The organism is Spirillospora sp. CA-108201 (assembly GCF_050936235.1).
In the GTDB taxonomy this organism is placed as follows: Bacteria; Actinomycetota; Actinomycetes; order Streptosporangiales; family Streptosporangiaceae; genus Spirillospora.
Genome location: NZ_JBNJNE010000001.1, coordinates 4,232,907 through 4,249,655 on the forward strand (window position 1 = coordinate 4,232,907; position 16,749 = coordinate 4,249,655).

Consider the following 16,749-nt stretch of genomic DNA (forward strand, 5'->3'; position numbering starts at 1 on the left):
GGCGGCAGCCTACTGGGCGGTAACCGCTCAGCCGTAGGGCGCGTCCGTCGGGCGGCCGATGAGCCGGGACAGCACGATCGCCGTCTTGGTCGCGGTGATGTTGTCCTCGCGGCGGAGCCGTTCGAGGGCCTGCTCCAGATGCTGGATGTCGCGGGCCCGCACGTGCACGAGCGCGCTCGCGTCCCCGCTGATCGTGTACGCCGCCACGACCTCCGGATGGCCGCGGACGCTGGAGTAGATCTCGTCGGGGGACGTCGCCCCGGTGCAGAAGATCTCGATGAACGCCTCGGTCGTCCAGCCGAGCGCGGCCGGGTCGACCACGGCCGCGAAACCGTTGATCACGCCGTCCGCGCGGAGCCGGTCGACCCGCCGCTTCACCGCCGGCGCCGACAGCCCCACCCGGTCGCCGATCTGCGCGTACGAGGCGCGCCCGTCCTCCAGCAGCCGCGCAACGATTCGCCGGTCCAGTTCGTCAAGACGCAACAAATAACACCCCCTAAGTCGGTTTTCATCATTGGTCGCTAGTCATTTCCGAACATACGCTGGGTACGGACCGGCGGCCACCTGATCCGACCGGCCTCCTCCCCCTCGGCACCGGGAACGCGCCCGGTGTCCCCGCCATGCCCCGGCCGGACCGGCCGGGCCGAGCCGCGAAGGAGCGTCGTGACGCCGACCGACCAGCTGCGAGCGATGTCCGAGGACCACAGCGCGCACAACTACCACCCCCTCCCCATCGTGGTCTCCGAGGCCGACGGCGTCTGGCTGACCGACGCGGAGGGCCACCGCTACCTCGACATGCTGGCCGCCTACTCCGCCGTCAACTTCGGGCACCGCAACCCGCGGCTGACCGAGGCCGCGCGGCGGCAGCTCGACCGCGTCACGCTGGTGAGCCGCGCGTTCGACCACGACCAGTTCGGCCCCTTCGCCGCCGAGCTCGCCGAGCTGTGCGGCAAGGACATGGTGCTGCCGATGAACAGCGGCGCCGAGGCCGTGGAGACCGCCCTGAAGACGGCCCGCAAGTGGGGCTACGAGGTCAAGGGCGTCCCCGCCGGCGAAGCGAACATCATCGCGTTCGAGGGCAACTTCCACGGCCGCACGACCACCATCATCAGCTTCTCGACCGACCCCGACGCCCACGACTCCTACGGCCCCTACACGCCGGGCTTCCGGACCGTCCCGTACGGGGACGTCGAGGCGCTCAGGGCCGCGATGGACGCCAACACGGTCGGCGTTCTGGTCGAGCCGATCCAGGGCGAGGCGGGCGTGAACGTCCCGCCGAGCGGGTTCCTGCGCGCCGTGCGCGAGCTGTGCACGGCGGGCGGCGCGCTGATGATCGCCGACGAGATCCAGTCGGGCCTCGGCCGCACCGGCACGACCTTCGCGGTCGAGCACGAGGGCGTCGTGCCCGACGTCTACATCCTCGGCAAGGCCCTCGGCGGCGGCATCATGCCGGTGTCCGCGGTCGTCGCCGACCGGGACGTCCTCGGCGTGTTCAAGCCGGGCCAGCACGGCTCGACGTTCGGCGGCAACCCGCTCGCCTGCGCCATCGCCCGCGAGGTCATCGCGATCCTGAAGACCGGCGAGTACCAGGAGCGCTCCCGGACACTCGGCGCGCACCTGCACGACCGGCTCGGGCGGCTGCCCGGCGACCTCGTCCGCGAGGTCCGGGGCCGCGGCCTGTGGGCGGGCGTGGAGCTGCACGGCAGGGCCCGCCCGGTCAGCGAGCGGCTGATGGAGCTCGGCGTCCTCGCCAAGGAGACCCACGAGACCACGCTCCGCCTGGCCCCGCCGCTGGTCATCGAGCGCGACGAGCTCGACTGGGCGCTCGACCAGCTGGAGATCGCCCTCAAGGGCTGAGGCCGGACCCGCCGACATGGCGGGGGACGCCGCCGGCCAACGGCGCCCGGCGGCGTCCCCCGTCGACCAGCCTTCTCGTCCAAACCCCTCGTTTCCGTCATCGCAAACCCCGGTCTCGTCCAAGCCTCGGCCGACGCCCGCACGGCGCGCCGCCTCCGCCGCGTCCCGCCGTGAGGGTGAGGGGATGCTGCGGAACAGGAGTCGGCGCCGGGTGATCATCGGATGCGGGGGGCTGGCGACGGGCCTCGTGCTGCTGCTCGCGGGCGGCCTGTACTTCCTGCAACGCTTCTACGACGGCGAGGTCAGGCGGGTCTCGGGCGCGCTGCCGACCGCCGGCGGGCGCCCGGCCTCCAGCGGGCGCGGCGAGAACTGGCTGCTGATCGGGTCCGACCGGCGCGCCGACATCCCCTCGATGGGCGCCCGCGCCGACACGATCATGCTGGTGCACCTGTCCGGGCGCGGCGACCGGGTGTCGGTGATCGCCATCCCCCGGGACGGCTGGGTGCCGGTCCCCGGGCACGGCCTCACCAAGATCAACGCGGCGTTCGCCTACGGCGGGCCGTCGCTGCTGATCCGGACGGTGGAGCAGCTCACCCGCGTCCGCGTCGACCACTACGCGGCGCTGGACTTCGGCGGGTTCGTGAAGATGACCGACGCCCTCGGCGGCGTGGACGTCACCGTCGCCAAGACGACCCACGACCCCAAGCACGACCGGACCTGGCAGGCGGGACGGCACCACCTGGACGGCGTCGAGGCGCTCGACTTCGTCCGGCAGCGCTGGAACCTGCCGGGCGGCGACCTCGACCGGATCAAGCGGCAGCAGGCGTTCCTGCACGCGCTCGCCGCCAAGGCGCTGGACACCCGCAACCCGATCAGGATCGACCGGTTCGTGCGGGCCGCGACGCGCTCGGTGACCGTGGACGACTCGGTCGGGTCCGGCACGACGCGCGGGCTGGCGCACCGGCTGCTCCAGACCTCGCTGATGGAGTACCTGACGGCCCCGGTCGACCGGACGGCGGAACGCGACGGGCAGAGTGTCGTACTCCTGGACGAGGATCGCGCGGGAGAGCTGTTCACCGCCGTCCGCGAGGACCGGGTCGCCGACTACGTCTCCCGCAACGGCGCCGCCAACACCGTGGACTCCGTGCGCTGACATGCCCGGATATGCCCGTTTCCTTAAGAAGGTGACGAAGGCGGTCTGAGTGGATTAGTCTACGTGGACTAATCGAGTTCGACCATAAGGGCCGCACGCATGTCCCGACCCCTCACACCGCTCGCGCTGACCGTGCTGCGCATGCTCTGCGACGGGCCCATGCACCCGTACGAGATGCAGCAGCGCATCCGCGACCACGCCTACGACCAGGCCGTCAAGATCACGCACGGGTCGCTCTACCACTCGGTGGAGCGGCTCGCCGCGGGCGGGCTGATCGAGCCGCTGGAGACCAGCCGGGAGGGCCGCCGGCCCGAACGCACCGTCTACGCGGTGACCAGCGCCGGGCGCGACGCGGCGCAGTTCCGGCTCGCCGAGCTGCTCGTCCGCCCCGCGGAGGAGTTCCCGCTGTTCGGCACCGGCCTGGCGTTCGTCAACCTGCTCCCCGAGGAGGAGGTCGCCCGCCTCCTGCGCAAGCGGACCGTCGCCCTGGAGGCGGCGCTCGCCGGGCACCAGGCGGCGCACGACTCGCTCCGCAAGCAGGGCATCGAACGCTACAAGCTGATCGACCAGGAGTGGCTCATATCGCGCGTGCGGTGCGAACTCGACTACGTACGGGGGCTCGTCGAGGACCTGGCGTCCGGCCGGCTCACCTTCAACGACACCGAGCCGCGGGCGATCTGCCATCCGCGGCCACGACCACGACGCACTGACGAGATGGGGGCCTGATGAAGAGATGGAGCGGCAATCCCTGGGCGATCCTGCTGACGCTCTCCCTCGGATTCTTCATGACGCTGCTCGACCTGACGATCGTGAACATCGCGATCCCGAGCATGATCGACAAGCTTGACGCCTCGCTGGACGAGGTGCTGTGGGTGGGCAACGCCTACATCCTGGTGCTGGCGGTGCTGCTCATCACCGCCGGCCGCCTCGGCGACCTGTGGGGCAAGAAGAACCTGTTCATCGCCGGCGTCGCGCTGTTCACGCTGTCCAGCCTGGCCTGCGGGATCTCCCAGGACCCGGCGCAGCTGATCGCGGCCCGCGCCGTGCAGGGGCTCGGCGCCGCGCTGCTGATGCCGCAGACCATGTCCATCATCATCAGCGTGTTCCCGCCGGAGCGGCGCGGCGCCGCGCTCGGCGTCTGGGGCGCGGTGGCGGGCGTGTCCACCATCGCCGGGCCGACGGTCGGCGGCCTGCTGGTCACCAGCCTCGACTGGCGGTGGATCTTCTTCGTGAACCTGCCGATCGGGATCCTCGTGCTCGCCATGGCCGTGCCGATCCTGCCCGGCCACACCCGCACCGTCCGGCACCGCTTCGACGTGGTGGGCGTGCTGCTGGCGTCCGCCGCCCTGTTCTGCCTCACGTTCGCGCTGACCGAGGGCCAGAAGTACGAGTGGAACGAGGGCATCTGGGGCCTCGTCGCCGCCGGGCTCGCCCTGTTCGTGATCTTCGTGGTCTACCAGCGGGGACGCCAGGACCGCGAGCCGCTCGTGCCGTTCTCGCTGTTCAAGGACCGCAACTTCACGATCCTCAACCTCGTCGGCGCGGCCGTCTCGATCGGCATGATCGGCATGTTCCTGCCGATGACGATCTACCTGCAGTCGGTGCTCGGCTTCAGCGCCCTCAAGGCGGGCCTCGTGATGGCGCCGTCCTCGCTGGTGTCGATGTTCCTCGCCCCGGTCGCGGGCCGGATGTCCGACCGCATCGGCGGCAAGTTCATCCTGATGACCGGCCTCACCCTCTACGCCGTCGGCATGGCGTGGATCGTGCTCATCGCCGGCGTCGGCACGAGCTGGACCTCGTTCATCGCCCCGCTGGTGGTGTCCGGGCTCGGCATCGGCGGCGTGTTCGCGCCGATGGCCACCGAGGCGACCCGCAACGTCCCGCCGCACCTCGCGGGCGCCGCATCCGGCGTCAACAACACGATCCGGCAGATCGGCTCGGTGCTCGGCAGCGCGGCGGTCGGCGCCGTCCTGCAGAACCAGCTGGCGTCGTCGCTGCGGGACGAGGCGGCCACCCGGTCGGCGGCGCTCCCGCCCGACGTGCGCGGCGGCTTCGTGAAGGGCTTCGCGGGCGCCGCCAAGGGCGGCCTGGAGGTCGGCGCCGGGCAGAGCGGGGCCCGGCAGCAGCTGCCGCCCGGCGTCTCGCCGGGCGTCGCGCACCGCGTCCATGAGCTGGCCGGCCAGGTGTTCTCGCACGGCTTCGTCCACGCGATGAAGCCGACGATGTGGCTGCCGGTCGGCGTGGTCCTGCTCAGCGCGGCCGCGTGCCTCACCCTCAAGGGCCACAGCGCCGGCGCGGCCGTCAGCAAGGACCCCGAGCCCGCCTCCGTGGCGAGCTGAGACGGGCGCTAGCCGCGGGTACGGCCCGCCTTGCCGAGCATCCATTCGCCCGGCGGGCGGGCCGGCGGCACCAGCATGATCCCGATCACGGCGGCGAGCATGCCGCCGATGACGAACACGTACCCGGGCAGCGACGCCGGGACGACCAGGTCGCCCTCCGGGCGGCGCATCTGCAGGACGAACACCACGACGCCCCAGGCCAGCGCCGGGATGAACGCGCCGAGCCGCCCGCCCATCGCCTTCCCCGACGCCCACGCCATCGCGAAGACCAGCGCGACCAGGACCAGCGCCGCCAGCGGCACGGGCCCGACGGTCCAGTCCTGCGCGAACGCGCCGACCACGCCGAACACGCCGCCGAGGACGCCGAGCGCGGCGTAGGCGGCGCCGGACACGAACGCGTCGCCGGGGCGCTCGCCGTCCGCCGGCTCCAGGGCGGACGCGCCGGCGGGCTCGGCGCCGTCGGTCCCTGCGTCGTCGGACCGGGCCTCGGCGTCACTCGCCGCGGAGCCGTCCTTGGCGAGCCGCACCCGGGCCTGGTCGTCCTTGTCCACGGACGCCAGCGTACCGGGGCCCGTCAGTCCCCCGCGCTCGCCAGACCGGCGAACAGGTCCCGCTCGCGGCGGCCGGGGCCGACCGGGCCGAGCTCGCCCGCCTGGAGGATGAAGTACTCGGTGCCGAACGCCTGCTGCCCGAGGTTGTTCGACAGCGCGAAGAAGGGCCCGACCTGCTCGGGCGCCACCGTGATCTGGGTGTGGTGGGCGCGCAGCGCGGCCAGCTTGGCGGGCAGGTGGGCGCGGGCGTCCACGACCGTGGTGACCTCGCCGTCCGGGACGCCGGAGCCGAGCTCCTCCAGCCCGGCGACGCGGGCGAACGGCAGCCGGGCCTCGCGCATCACCGCGATCGCGCGGGCGAGGACCGTGCGGGGGGCGGCGTAGGCGTAGACCTTGGCCGCCCGCCACGGCTCGGCGCCGTCCTCGTAGGAGGCGTCGGCGGCCATCTCGAACGCCCGCCACGTGACGCGGTTCGCCTGGATGTGGTCGGGATGGCCGTAGTTGCCGCGCTCGTCATAGGTGACGATCACCTGCGGGCGGACCTCCCGGATGACGGTCACGAGGTCGCGCGCCGCGGTCGTGACGTCCGCCTGCCAGAAGCAGCGCGGGTCGTCGTTCGTGGGGGCGCCCATCATGCCGGAGTCGCGCCAGCGTCCCGGACCGCCGAGGAAGCGGTGGTCGCGGACGCCGAGCGACTCGCAGGCCGCGGCGAGCTCGCCGATCCGGTACTCGCCGAGGGCGTCCTCCTTGTCGGAGGCCAGGTGGCGCAGACCTTCGGGGATGACCTCGCCCTCCTCGCCCAGCGTGCAGGTGACGAGGCAGACGTGGGCGCCCTCGGCGGCGTATTTGGCCATGCTCGCCCCGGTCCCGATGGACTCGTCGTCCGGATGGGCGTGGACGAACAGGATCCGCGGCTCCTTCATAGTCCACGAGCCTACTCAGAGCCCGGCATCGCGGCGATGACCGCCCTGCCCCGCGCGACCCGGAGGCCGCCGCCGGGCCACGGTCAGCGGCCGGTGCCGGTGCCCGTGCCGCCGGCCCCCGTCCCGGTGCCGCCGTCGCCGTTGCCGTTGCCCGTGCCGCCGGTGCCGCCCGTCCCGCCTCCGCCGCCGCCGGGGAGGGTGGGCGTGGTCGGCGGCGTGTCGGTGGTCGGCGTGTCGGTCGGGGCCTCGGTGGTCGGCTGCGGCTGCGTCGGCTCGGACGTCCGGGGCGGCGGGGTGTTCTGGCGCGTCCGGGTACGGGTCGGCGCCGGCTCCTCCGGCTGCTCGGTCGTGGGCTCCTCGGACGGCGATCCGGAATCGCTGACCACGGGGGTCACCTGGGGGTCGGTGGAGTCGTCGCCGCCCCGGGCCGCCATGAACAGGCCCACGACCAGCGCCAGCACGGCGATCGCCGCGATGGCCCCGAAGATCGGCGCCTTGGACTTGCGTTCGGGCTCCCAGTCGTCGTACCGGGGACGGCCGCCCCTGGGCGGGCCGCCCGCCGGGGGCAGGGTCCCGGTGTAGTCGCGGGGCGCGACCGGGCCGGCCCCGCGGCCCGGGTGCGTGGCGCCCATCATCCCGGCGCCGGCGAGGCCGCCCGCGGCGAGCGTCGACCCCTCCGCCAGCATCGTGGTGGCCTGGGCCGGGTCGTCCATGCGGGTCTGGCCGGCGCCGCCCGGGCCGCTGCCGATCAGCGCCATCATGATCTGCTGCGCGGTCGGCCGCCGCTCCGGCTCCTTGGCCAGGCAGGCCGCGATGAGCCGGTGCAGGTCGGCGGGCACGCCGTCCAGCGACGGCGGCTCGTGCATCACCCGGTTGATCACCGCGACGACGGTGTCGTCGCCGAACGGCGGGTGCCCGGTCGCGGCGAACACGATCGTGGTGGCCCAGGCCCACACGTCCACGGCCTCGGTCAGGGTGGCGCCCGCCACCTGCTCGGGCGCCATGTAGGACGGGGTGCCGATCGCCTTGGTCGCGTTGGTCTGCCCGGTGTCCAGGGCCCGCGCGATACCGAAGTCGATCACCCGGGGGCCGTCCGGCGCCATGATGACGTTGTGCGGCTTGAAGTCGCGGTGCACGATCCCGGCCTGGTGGATCGCGACCAGCGCGGTCGCGGTGCCGATCGCGAGCCGGTCCAGCGGCGCCCCGCTGATCGGGCCGGTCTCGGTGACCTGCTTGTACAGCGACGGCCCCGGCACGTACTCGCTGGCGATGTAGGGCTGGTCGCCCGCGACGTCGGCCTCCAGGACCTGCGCGGTGCAGAACCGGGCGACCTGCTTGGCCGCCTGCGCCTCCCGGACGAACCGGTTGCGCGCCATCGTGTCGCCGGCCAGGTCGGCGCGCAGGAGCTTGATCGCGGCACGGTTCCCGGAGGCGTCGACCCCGCCGTAGACGACGCCCTGGCCGCCCTCGCCGAGCCGGTCGACGATCTCGTAGGAACCGAGCCGCCGGGGGTCTCCCGGCTGCAGCTCAGGCATTGACATACTCCTCAGCCCGCGACGACAGAAAGTGCTTGGGGAAGCTTTGAGCTTACGCGAGCGCGGACACGGGCACGGGACATTCCCGTCCACCACGCGACGACCCGTGATCATAGAGGGCAGGAGGCCGCCGTGCGCCGCGCTTCGGGACCGTGCTGGCAGACTCGGATGCCATGAGCATCAGCTATCCGCGGCAGAGCGCCCGCACGCGACGGTTCAGCCTCGGCGTCCCGCGCGCCTTCCAGATCGCGCCGGACGGCTCGCGCGTCGCGTTCCTGCGCACCCGGGCGGGCGACGACCCGGTGACCTGCCTGTGGACGCTGGACACCGCCACCGGCGAGGAGGAGTGCGTCGCCGACCCCGCCGCGCTGGACGTCCCGGGCGAGGAGAACCTGCCCGCCGAGGAGCGGGCCCGGCGCGAGCGGGCCCGCGAGCAGGCGGGCGGCATCGTCGGGTACGCGACCGACCGCGCCATGGGGCAGGCCGTCTTCACCTTGGGCGGGCGCCTGTACGCCGTCGACCTCGACACGGCACTGGTGCGCGAGCTGCCCGCGAGGCCGCCCGTCTTCGACCCGCGCCCCGACCCGGCGGGCCGCCGCGTGGCCTACGTGTCGGGCCGCACGCTGCGGGTCGTCGAGTTGGACGGCGGAGGCGGCGGGGAGGCGGACCGCGCGCTCGTCGAGCCCGAGTCCGACCAGGTCTCCTACGGCCTCGCCGAGTTCGTCGCGGCGGAGGAGATGGACCGGATGCGCGGCCACTGGTGGTCGCCCGACGGCGGGACCCTGCTGGTCGCGCGGGTGGACGAGACCCCCGTGCACCGCTGGCACATCGCCGACCCGGCCAACCCGGACCGGCCGCCGTCCGAGATCGCCTACCCGGCGGCGGGCACCCCGAACGCCCTGGTGTCGCTCGTGCTGCTGAGGGTGGACGGCGGGCGGATCGCGGTGGGGTGGGACCGCGGCACGTTCCCCTACCTGGTGACCGCCGGCTGGGACCGGCACGGCCTGCTGATCGTCGTGCAGCCCCGCGACCAGCGCTCCCAGCGGGTGCTGCGGGTCGACTCGACCAACGGCGAGACCTCGCTGCTGCACACCGAGCACGACCCGGTCTGGACGGAGATCATCCCCGGCCTGCCCGTCCGCACGAACGGCGGCGACCTGGTCTGGGCCACCGAGGACGCCGGGACCGACACCCGCCGCCTCACCGTCGCGGGCGAGCCCGTCACGCCGGGCGGCCTCCAGCTGCGCTCCGTCCTCGGCGTGGACGGCGAGTCCATCCTGTTCACCGCCTGGGAGGAGCCCACCGAGGTCCACCTCTACTCCTACGAGAACGGCGAGGTGACCCGGCTCAGCGAGGGCCGGGGCGTCTTCGGCGGCACACGGTCCGGGGGCGTCACCGTGGTCTCGGGCGCCCGGCTGGACCGGCTCGGCTCGCAGGCCGAGGTGCGCACGCCGACCGGGGTCCACCCCGTCGCCTCCTTCGCCGAGACCCCCGTGATCACGCCGCGGGTGGAGCTGCTGCGCTCCGGCGACCGCGAGCTGCGCACCGCCGTGGTGCTGCCCACCGGCTGGGAGCCGGGGCACGGGCGCCTGCCCGTCCTGATGGACCCCTACGGCGGCCCCCACGCGCAGCGCGTCCTCGCCGTCCAGCGCTCGTACTGCGAGGCGCAGTGGCTCGCCGACCAGGGCTTCGCCGTCGTGATCGCGGACGGGCGCGGCACCCCCGGACGCGGACCCGCCTGGGAGCGCGCCGTGCGCGGCGACTTCGTCGGCCCCGTCCTGGAGGACCAGATCAGCGCGCTGATCGAGGCGGCCCGCCGGCACCCCGCGGCGCTCGACCTCGACCGCGTCGGCATCCGCGGCTGGTCGTTCGGCGGCTGGCTCGCCGCCCTCGCCGTCATGCACCGCCCGGACGTCTTCCACGCGGGCGTCGCGGGCGCCCCGGTCACCGACTGGCGCCTCTACGACACCCACTACACCGAGCGGTACCTGGGCCACCCCGACGAGGAGCCGGAGAACTACGCCGACAACTCGCTCCTCGGCAGGGCCGCGGACCTGAAGCGGCCACTGATGATCATCCACGGCCTGGCGGACGACAACGTGGTGGCCGCGCACACGCTGCGCCTGTCCTCGGCCCTCCTGGCCGCCGGCCGCCCCCACACCGTCCTCCCCCTGTCGGGCGTCACCCACATGACCCCCCAAGAGGTGGTCGCCGAAAACCTCCTCCACATCCAAGTCCACTTCCTGAAGGAATCGCTAGCGCGTGTCTAAGGCGTTTTTCTCCTCCTTCGGGCCTGGCGGCCCTCCATCGTCGATAAACGCGGGCGATCGCTGGCATCGCTCCGGCTCGCCTGGCGGCTCGCTGCGCGATCAGATTCTTGCTTCGCTCGAATCTGCCTTCGGACGCGATCGCAACCATTGGGGTTGTTGCGGGGTTGCGAGGGTGGCTGAGGTCGGTGTGTTAGGAGGGGCGCCCTACTAGCTCCGCCAGGAAGCCCAAAGCGCTGCATAGGAACCTTGGGCGGCTAGGAGTTCTTCGTGGGTGCCCAGTTCGGTGATGCGGCCGTCCTCGACCACGGCTACGCGGTCGGCGTCGTGGGCGGTGTGGAGGCGGTGGGCTATGGCGACGACGGTGCGGCCGTCCAGGACGGCGGCGAGCGAGCGTTCCAGGCGGCGGGCGGCGCGCGGGTCCAGCAGGGACGTCGCCTCGTCCAGGACGAGGGTGTGCGGGTCGGCCAGGACGAGCCGGGCCAGGGCGAGCTGCTGGGCCTGGGCGGGTGACAGGGGCTCGCCGCCCGAACCGACGACGGTGTCGAGGCCGGGGCCGTCCCAGTCGACGGCGGCCAGGACCTGGCGGATGTCGTCGTCGGAGGCGCCCTCGCGGGCCATCGCGAGGTTCTCGCGGAGGGTGCCGCGGAACACGTGGTGCTCCTGGGTGACCAGCGCGACATGGCCGCGCAGGTCGTCCAGGGGCAGCCTGACCAGGGGGACGCCGCCGCCCGAGCCCACGGTGACCGCGCCCGCGCGCGGGCCGTCGACGCCGGCGAGCAGGCGGCCGAGCGTCGACTTGCCCGCGCCGCTGGGCCCGACCATCGCCAGGCGCTCGCCCGGCCGCAGATCGAGGTCCACGCCGTGCAGGACGTCGTGGCCGGGGCGGTAGGAGTAGTGGACGTCGCGGGCCGCGATCCGCTCGCCGGCGGGCCGGCCCCCGTCCGGCGTGCGGTCGGGCGGGACGTTGCCGACGCCGAGCAGCCGGGCCAGGGACGCGCCGCCGAGCTGGAGCTCGTCCAGCCACTGCATGAGCGTGTCCACCGGTTCGATGAGCTGCTGGGCGTACAGGGTCGCGGCGGTCACCTGCGCGAGCGTCGCCATGCCGTTGATGTAGAGCAGGCCGCCGACGAGGAGCGTCGACACCACGGGCAGGACGAAGCTCATCTCCATCACCGGGAAGAGCACCGTGCGGAGCCGCAGCGTGTACCGCTCCACCTCGTAGGAGGCCGCGATGTCGGCGTCGCCCCGCTCGTGCCGGCGCTCGGCCAGCCCGAGCGCCTCCACGGTCCGGGCGCCCTGGACGGTCTCGGTCAGCCCGTCGGCGATGCGCGCCCACGTCGCGTTCTCGCGCAGGTAGCCCTTGTGGGCGCGCGGCAGGTACCAGCGCATCACGGCCACCAGCATCGGCACGGCGACCAGGGCGGGCAGCGCGACGAGCGGGCCGTTCAGCATCAGCGCGGCGACGGTGAACCCGCCCACGACGACGGCGACGAGGGTCTCCGGCATCGCGTACCGGACGGAGGTGCTCAGCGTGTCCACGTCTCGGGAGGCGCGGGTCACCAGGTCGCCGGTGCCCGCGCGCTCGACGGTGGACAGCGGCAGGGCCATGACGCGGTCGACGAACTCCTCGCGGAGCTCGGCCAGCACCCGCTCGCCCAGCTTCGCCGACGCCAGGTAGGCGTACCGGATCAGCACGCCCTGGACGACCACGAAGCCGGCGATGGCCAGGCCGGTGGTGTCGATGTCGGCGCGGCCGTCGCGGACGCCCTCCACCAGCGAGCCGAGCAGCCGGGGCGTGACGAGCCCGGTCAGGGCGGCCAGCGCGTGCAGGGCCAGCACCGCGGCGAGGTCGCGGGGGTGCCGCAGGACGAGCCGCCGCGCATAGGCCCGCACCTGCGCGGGGGTCGCGACCGGCAGGATCCGAGCGCTCACGTTCCCGCCCTTTCCGCGGTCTCTCCTCTGGTGACGGTCGCCGCATAGCGCGGCTCGGCGTCCAGCAGTTCCCGGTGCGTCCCCTCCGCGACGACCGTGCCGTCGTGGACGAAGGCGACGTGGTCGGCGCGGTCCAGCATCAACGGGCTCGTCGTGCAGACCACGGTGGTGCGGCCCGCGCGCGCTTCGGCGAGCCTTCCGGCGATGCGCGCCTCGGTGTGCGCGTCCACGGCGCTGGTCGGCTCCACCAGGACGAGGACGTCGGGGTCGGCGGCGAGGGCCCTGGCCAGGCGGAGACGCTGCTGCTGGCCGCCGGAGAACTCCCGCCCGGCCTCGGCCACGTGCGCGCCGAGCCCGGCCGAGTCGACGACGTCCTCGGCGCAGGCGGCGCGGATCGCCGCCCGGAGCGCGGGCTCGTCCGCGTCGGGCGCGAGCGACTCGTCCAGCGGGCCGGAGAACAGCCGGTCCTCGTTGACCGCGACCAGGATCCGCCTCCGGACGTCCCCGACCGCGCGCAGCGGGACGCCTCCGAAGTCGACCTCGCCGTCCTCGTACCGGCCGAGGCGGTCGGCGACGGCCTGCGCGTCGCGCGGGTCGGCCGCGGCGATCGCGGTGACCCTGCCCGGCCGCACGACCAGCCCGGACGCGATGTCGACCAGCTCGGCGCCCGCCGCCGGGCGGGCCGTCCCGGTGGCGGGCAGCTCGGGGTCGAGCCGCAGCAGCGCGGTGACCCGGCCCGCCGCCACCAGTCCCTTGGTGATCTTGCTGGCGGCCTCGCCGAGGGTCTTCAGCGGGACGATGAGGAACACCGCGTACCCGTAGAACGCGACCAGCTCGCCGACGCCGATCCCGCCCCGCGCGGCGAACCGGGCGCCGGCCCAGGTGACCAGTGCGATCAGCAGGCCGGGCAGCAGGACTTCGGCGCCGTTCATCCGCGTCTCGGCCCGCGCGACGGCCACCCCGGCCGCGCGCACCCGCTGCGACTCCGCGCGGTAGCGGCGGGAGAACAGCGCCTCGCCGCCGATGCCGCGCAGCACCCGCAGCCCCGCGACCAGGTCGGTGGAGTGCGTGGTCAGCTCGCCGACGAGCTCGCGGTGCGCCTGCTCCCGCTCGCGGTAGGGGCGCAGCAGCGGCGCCGCGGCCACCAGGATCAGCGGGACGCCGACCAGCACGATCAGGCCGAGCGGCGGCGACGCCGACAGCAGGACGCCGGCCACGACGACGATCGCGACCACGGCGCCCGACCCGCGCGCGACGATGTCGACGGTGTCGCCGATGTGCGACACGTCGGAGAGGCCGACGCTCACCACCTCGCCGGCGCTCAGCCGCTTCGGCAGCGTCGAACCGAGGCGGGTGGACTGCCGGGTGACGAGCTGGACGGTCCGGTACGCGGCGGACAGCCAGTTGAACACGGCGCAGCGGTGCCGGAGCACGCCGGTCAGGGCCTGCGCGGCGCCGAGGCCGAGCAGGACGGCGGCCCACGTCACCAGGGCGCCCTCGTCACGCGCCGCGACGCCGTCGCCGATGGCGCGGCCGAGCGCGGCGGGCATCAGGGCCTGGCTGAGCATCCAGGCCACGCCGAGCAGGGCGCCCGCGGTCACGCTGCGCCACTGGGCGCGCAGCAGCGAGAGCAGGTAGCGCGCGGGGGCTCCGCGGTCGGCGCGGGAGGCGCTCCAGGGGTCGAGGGACGTCGTCCGCCCTCGCGGTGCGTGGTCGGGGCCGCCAGGATCTTTCACCGGCAACGGCTTCACGCGACGAAGGTTATGCAGCCCGGCCCTCGATGCACGACTGGTTTTTCAGCAGCGGAAACGAGTTTCGGTCAGTCCGGAAACAGCGGCGAAGGCGGGCTCGGGGGGTGCGCCCCGGCGGGGGGACACGCTAAAGTCGTCACCGTACGGAGCGACGCTTCCTCCGCTCCATGAGCCGGGACACATGGCGGCTAGGCCCTTGCCGCTGCCCCGGCGCGGCCAGTACCGCTCCCTGCGGCCGCAGGAACGAGCGGGACGACGCGGCCGTTGCCAGTGCCGTCGCCAGCCCGACATCCCGGAAGCCCTGTGAGCACCATCAGTCATCAGACGCATCCCCTCACGCCAGGTACCGAGGACAGGATCGAACTGCTCCTCATCGACGACGACCCCACCGACGTGCTCATGGTGGAGAAGATGCTCGCCGACAGCGGCCTGGACGCGGGGATCACCGTCGCGGGCGACCTGGACGCCGCGAGGCGCATGCTGACGCGGCGCACCCAGTGCATCATCGTCGACCTGTCCACGCCCGGCATCGACCGGCTGGAGGGGCTGCGGCGCGTGCTCGCCCTGTCCGGCCCGGCCGCCGTCGTCGTGCTGACCGGCCTGGACGACGGCCGCCTTGGCGTCCAGGCCGTCGCCGCGGGCGCCGAGGACTACCTGGTCAAGCAGGAGGTCGACGGGCCCCTGCTGGCCCGCGCGATCCGCTACGCCATAGAGCGCAAGCGCTCGGAGGAGACCGAGCGGCGGCTCGTCGAGGCCCGCATCCTCGGCCGCGAGAACGCCCGGCTGGAGCGCGGCCTGCTGCCGGTCCCGCTGATCGAGGACCCGACGCTGCGGCACCACACCCGCTACCGGCCCGGCCGGCGGCGGGCGCTGCTCGGCGGCGACTTCTACGACACCGTGCAGACCGAGGGCGGCGCCGTCCACCTGATGATCGGGGACGTCTGCGGCCACGGCCCCGACGAGGCGGCCCTCGGCGTCCAGCTCCGCATGGCGTGGCGGACGCTCGTCCTCGCCGGGCACACCGGCGAGCAGCTGCTCGGCACCCTCGACACCGTCCTCGGGCACGAGCGGCGCAGCGAGGAGATCTTCACCACCCTCTGCATGGTCACGATCGCGCCGTCCCGGCGGACCGCCCGGATGCACCTCGCCGGCCACCCCGCTCCGCTGCTGTTCCGCGGGGCGCCGGGCGCGGGCGGCGAGGTCGCAGCGCTCCCCGACTACGCCCACGGCCCGGCGCTCGGCCTGGTGCCCGGCGCCGAGTGGCCGACCACCGAGATCGACCTCGGCGAGTCCTGGGGCCTGATGCTCTACACCGACGGCCTGATCGAGGGCCGGGTCGGCGAGGGCTCGGACCGGCTCGGCACCGACGGGCTCGTCGGCCTGGCCCGCACCGCGCGCACCGGCGGCGCGGCCGGACGGTCGCTGATCGACGCCCTCGTGACCGAGGTGGAGCGCCTCAACGGCGACGCCCTCACCGACGACCTCGCCGTCCTGCTGCTGTCCCGGCAGCACGAGCCGGACCGCCCAGGGCGCTGACCACAAGCCGCCGACCTCCGTCAAGGTCGCCTGGATCACTCCCCGGCAGAGTTCCCGGACCCCCTGTGAAGTCCCTCACCCGCGCCGGTGTCACGGAACGGACACAAGCCCGGTGCGGCGTGTGCTCATAGCCTGCGGCTATCGCCACAAGTGCGCTGATGACTTGGAACGAATCACCGAACCGGACATAGCGTGCAGGTCGTGGCTATAGCGATACCTGCGATCTACCGATCGACCGTCGGCAAGAAGGCCGTGATGGCCGTCACCGGCGGCGTCCTCGTGCTGTACCTGGTCGCGCACATGATCGGGAACCTGAAGATCTTCCTCGGCGCGGAGGATTTCAACCACTACGCCGAGTGGCTGCGCACGATGGGCGAGCCCGCGGTGCCGCGGCGGACGGTGCTGACGGTCATCGAGCTGGTGCTCGGCGTCTCCGTCGTGCTGCACATGTGGTCGGCGGTGTCGCTCGGCAAGCGCGCGGCGCACGCGCGTCCCGTGAAGTACCAGTCGAAGAAGAAGTCGCACGCGCAGGGCTACGCCGTCCGGACGATGCGGTACGGCGGGATCATCATCGCCGTCTACATCATCTGGCACCTGCTGGACCTCACGTTCTTCGCCCTGAACCCCAAGGGCGCCGACGCCACCCCCTACGAGCGGATGGTCGCCGACTTCGACCCGTCCCGCTGGTACATCACGGTCTGGTACGTCGTCGCGATCCTGCTGGTGGGCCTCCACCTCAACCACGGCATCTGGAGCGCGTTCCAGACGCTGGGATTGCGCACCCCGCGCAGCCACAACGCCCTGCGGGGCCTCGCCGCGACCACCGCCGCGCTCGTCACGCTCGGCTTCGTCGCCGTCCCCGTCTCCATCACGTTCGGATGGGTGAGCTGATCCATGGCAGC

13 protein-coding genes are annotated in these 16,749 nt (G+C 73.4%); 7 read left to right on the forward strand and 6 right to left on the reverse strand.

From position 1 onward, the window contains the following. Positions 1-27 precede the first annotated feature (27 nt). Positions 28-483 carry an Lrp/AsnC family transcriptional regulator gene (locus tag ACQEU6_RS20595; RefSeq protein ID WP_499334094.1) on the reverse strand — a complete coding sequence of 152 codons (456 nt, stop codon included), beginning with the start codon at positions 481-483 and terminating at the stop codon, positions 28-30. Positions 484-690: 207 nt separating this feature from the next. On the opposite strand from ACQEU6_RS20595, the gene rocD reads away from it, so the two are divergent. From rocD to ACQEU6_RS20615, 4 genes are all read left to right on the forward strand, one after another. Next, the gene (gene rocD, locus ACQEU6_RS20600; protein WP_499340275.1) at positions 691-1,857 is read left to right on the forward strand and encodes an ornithine--oxo-acid transaminase; all 1,167 of its coding nucleotides are present in this window, start codon (positions 691-693) and stop codon (positions 1,855-1,857) included. 211 nt (positions 1,858-2,068) lie between these two features. Continuing rightward, entirely contained in the window at positions 2,069-3,010 is a 942-nt protein-coding gene (locus ACQEU6_RS20605; RefSeq protein WP_499334096.1) for an LCP family protein, read from the forward strand. A gap of 99 nt (positions 3,011-3,109) precedes the next feature. Next, positions 3,110-3,736, forward strand: coding sequence for a PadR family transcriptional regulator (locus ACQEU6_RS20610; RefSeq protein ID WP_499334097.1), 627 nt, complete (start codon positions 3,110-3,112; stop codon positions 3,734-3,736). Beyond that, the gene (locus ACQEU6_RS20615; RefSeq protein WP_499334098.1) at positions 3,736-5,349 is read left to right on the forward strand and encodes a DHA2 family efflux MFS transporter permease subunit; all 1,614 of its coding nucleotides are present in this window, start codon (positions 3,736-3,738) and stop codon (positions 5,347-5,349) included. The genes ACQEU6_RS20610 and ACQEU6_RS20615 overlap by 1 nt, the downstream gene beginning before the upstream one ends. A gap of 8 nt (positions 5,350-5,357) precedes the next feature. On the opposite strand, the gene ACQEU6_RS20620 is transcribed toward ACQEU6_RS20615, so the two are convergent. The 3 genes from ACQEU6_RS20620 to ACQEU6_RS20630 all read right to left on the reverse strand — a co-directional run bounded on the left by ACQEU6_RS20620 (position 5,358) and on the right by ACQEU6_RS20630 (position 8,358). Next, on the reverse strand, positions 5,358-5,900 hold the full coding sequence (locus ACQEU6_RS20620) for a DUF6113 family protein (RefSeq protein ID WP_499334099.1): 543 nt from the start codon (positions 5,898-5,900) through the stop codon (positions 5,358-5,360). A 23-nt stretch (positions 5,901-5,923) separates the two neighbouring features. Further along, positions 5,924-6,823 carry an N-acetyl-1-D-myo-inositol-2-amino-2-deoxy-alpha-D-glucopyranoside deacetylase gene (gene mshB / locus ACQEU6_RS20625; RefSeq protein ID WP_499334100.1) on the reverse strand — a complete coding sequence of 300 codons (900 nt, stop codon included), beginning with the start codon at positions 6,821-6,823 and terminating at the stop codon, positions 5,924-5,926. A gap of 83 nt (positions 6,824-6,906) precedes the next feature. After that, on the reverse strand, positions 6,907-8,358 hold the full coding sequence (locus tag ACQEU6_RS20630) for a serine/threonine-protein kinase (RefSeq protein WP_499334101.1): 1,452 nt from the start codon (positions 8,356-8,358) through the stop codon (positions 6,907-6,909). Positions 8,359-8,531: 173 nt separating this feature from the next. Here ACQEU6_RS20630 and ACQEU6_RS20635 point away from each other — a divergent pair, with 173 nt between their 5' ends. Next, a complete protein-coding gene (locus ACQEU6_RS20635) occupies positions 8,532-10,628 on the forward strand; it encodes a S9 family peptidase (RefSeq protein ID WP_499334103.1) in 2,097 nt (698 codons plus the stop codon). Positions 10,629-10,835: 207 nt separating this feature from the next. Here the strand turns inward: ACQEU6_RS20635 and ACQEU6_RS20640 are convergent, their stop codons facing one another. Further along, positions 10,836-12,560: an ABC transporter ATP-binding protein gene (locus tag ACQEU6_RS20640; RefSeq protein WP_499334105.1), complete on the reverse strand. Its 1,725-nt coding sequence runs from the start codon at positions 12,558-12,560 to the stop codon at positions 10,836-10,838. Next, positions 12,557-14,311, reverse strand: coding sequence for an ABC transporter transmembrane domain-containing protein (locus ACQEU6_RS20645; protein ID WP_499334106.1), 1,755 nt, complete (start codon positions 14,309-14,311; stop codon positions 12,557-12,559). The genes ACQEU6_RS20640 and ACQEU6_RS20645 overlap by 4 nt, the downstream gene beginning before the upstream one ends. A 303-nt stretch (positions 14,312-14,614) precedes the next feature. Here ACQEU6_RS20645 and ACQEU6_RS20650 point away from each other — a divergent pair, with 303 nt between their 5' ends. Then, positions 14,615-15,847 (forward strand): PP2C family protein-serine/threonine phosphatase, encoded by a 1,233-nt coding sequence (locus ACQEU6_RS20650; RefSeq protein WP_499334108.1) that lies wholly within the window; start codon positions 14,615-14,617, stop codon positions 15,845-15,847. Between the two features lie 201 nt (positions 15,848-16,048). Continuing rightward, complete coding sequence (locus ACQEU6_RS20655; protein WP_499334109.1) at positions 16,049-16,738, forward strand: succinate dehydrogenase cytochrome b subunit; 690 nt, start codon at positions 16,049-16,051, stop codon at positions 16,736-16,738. Positions 16,739-16,749: the final 11 nt, after the last annotated feature.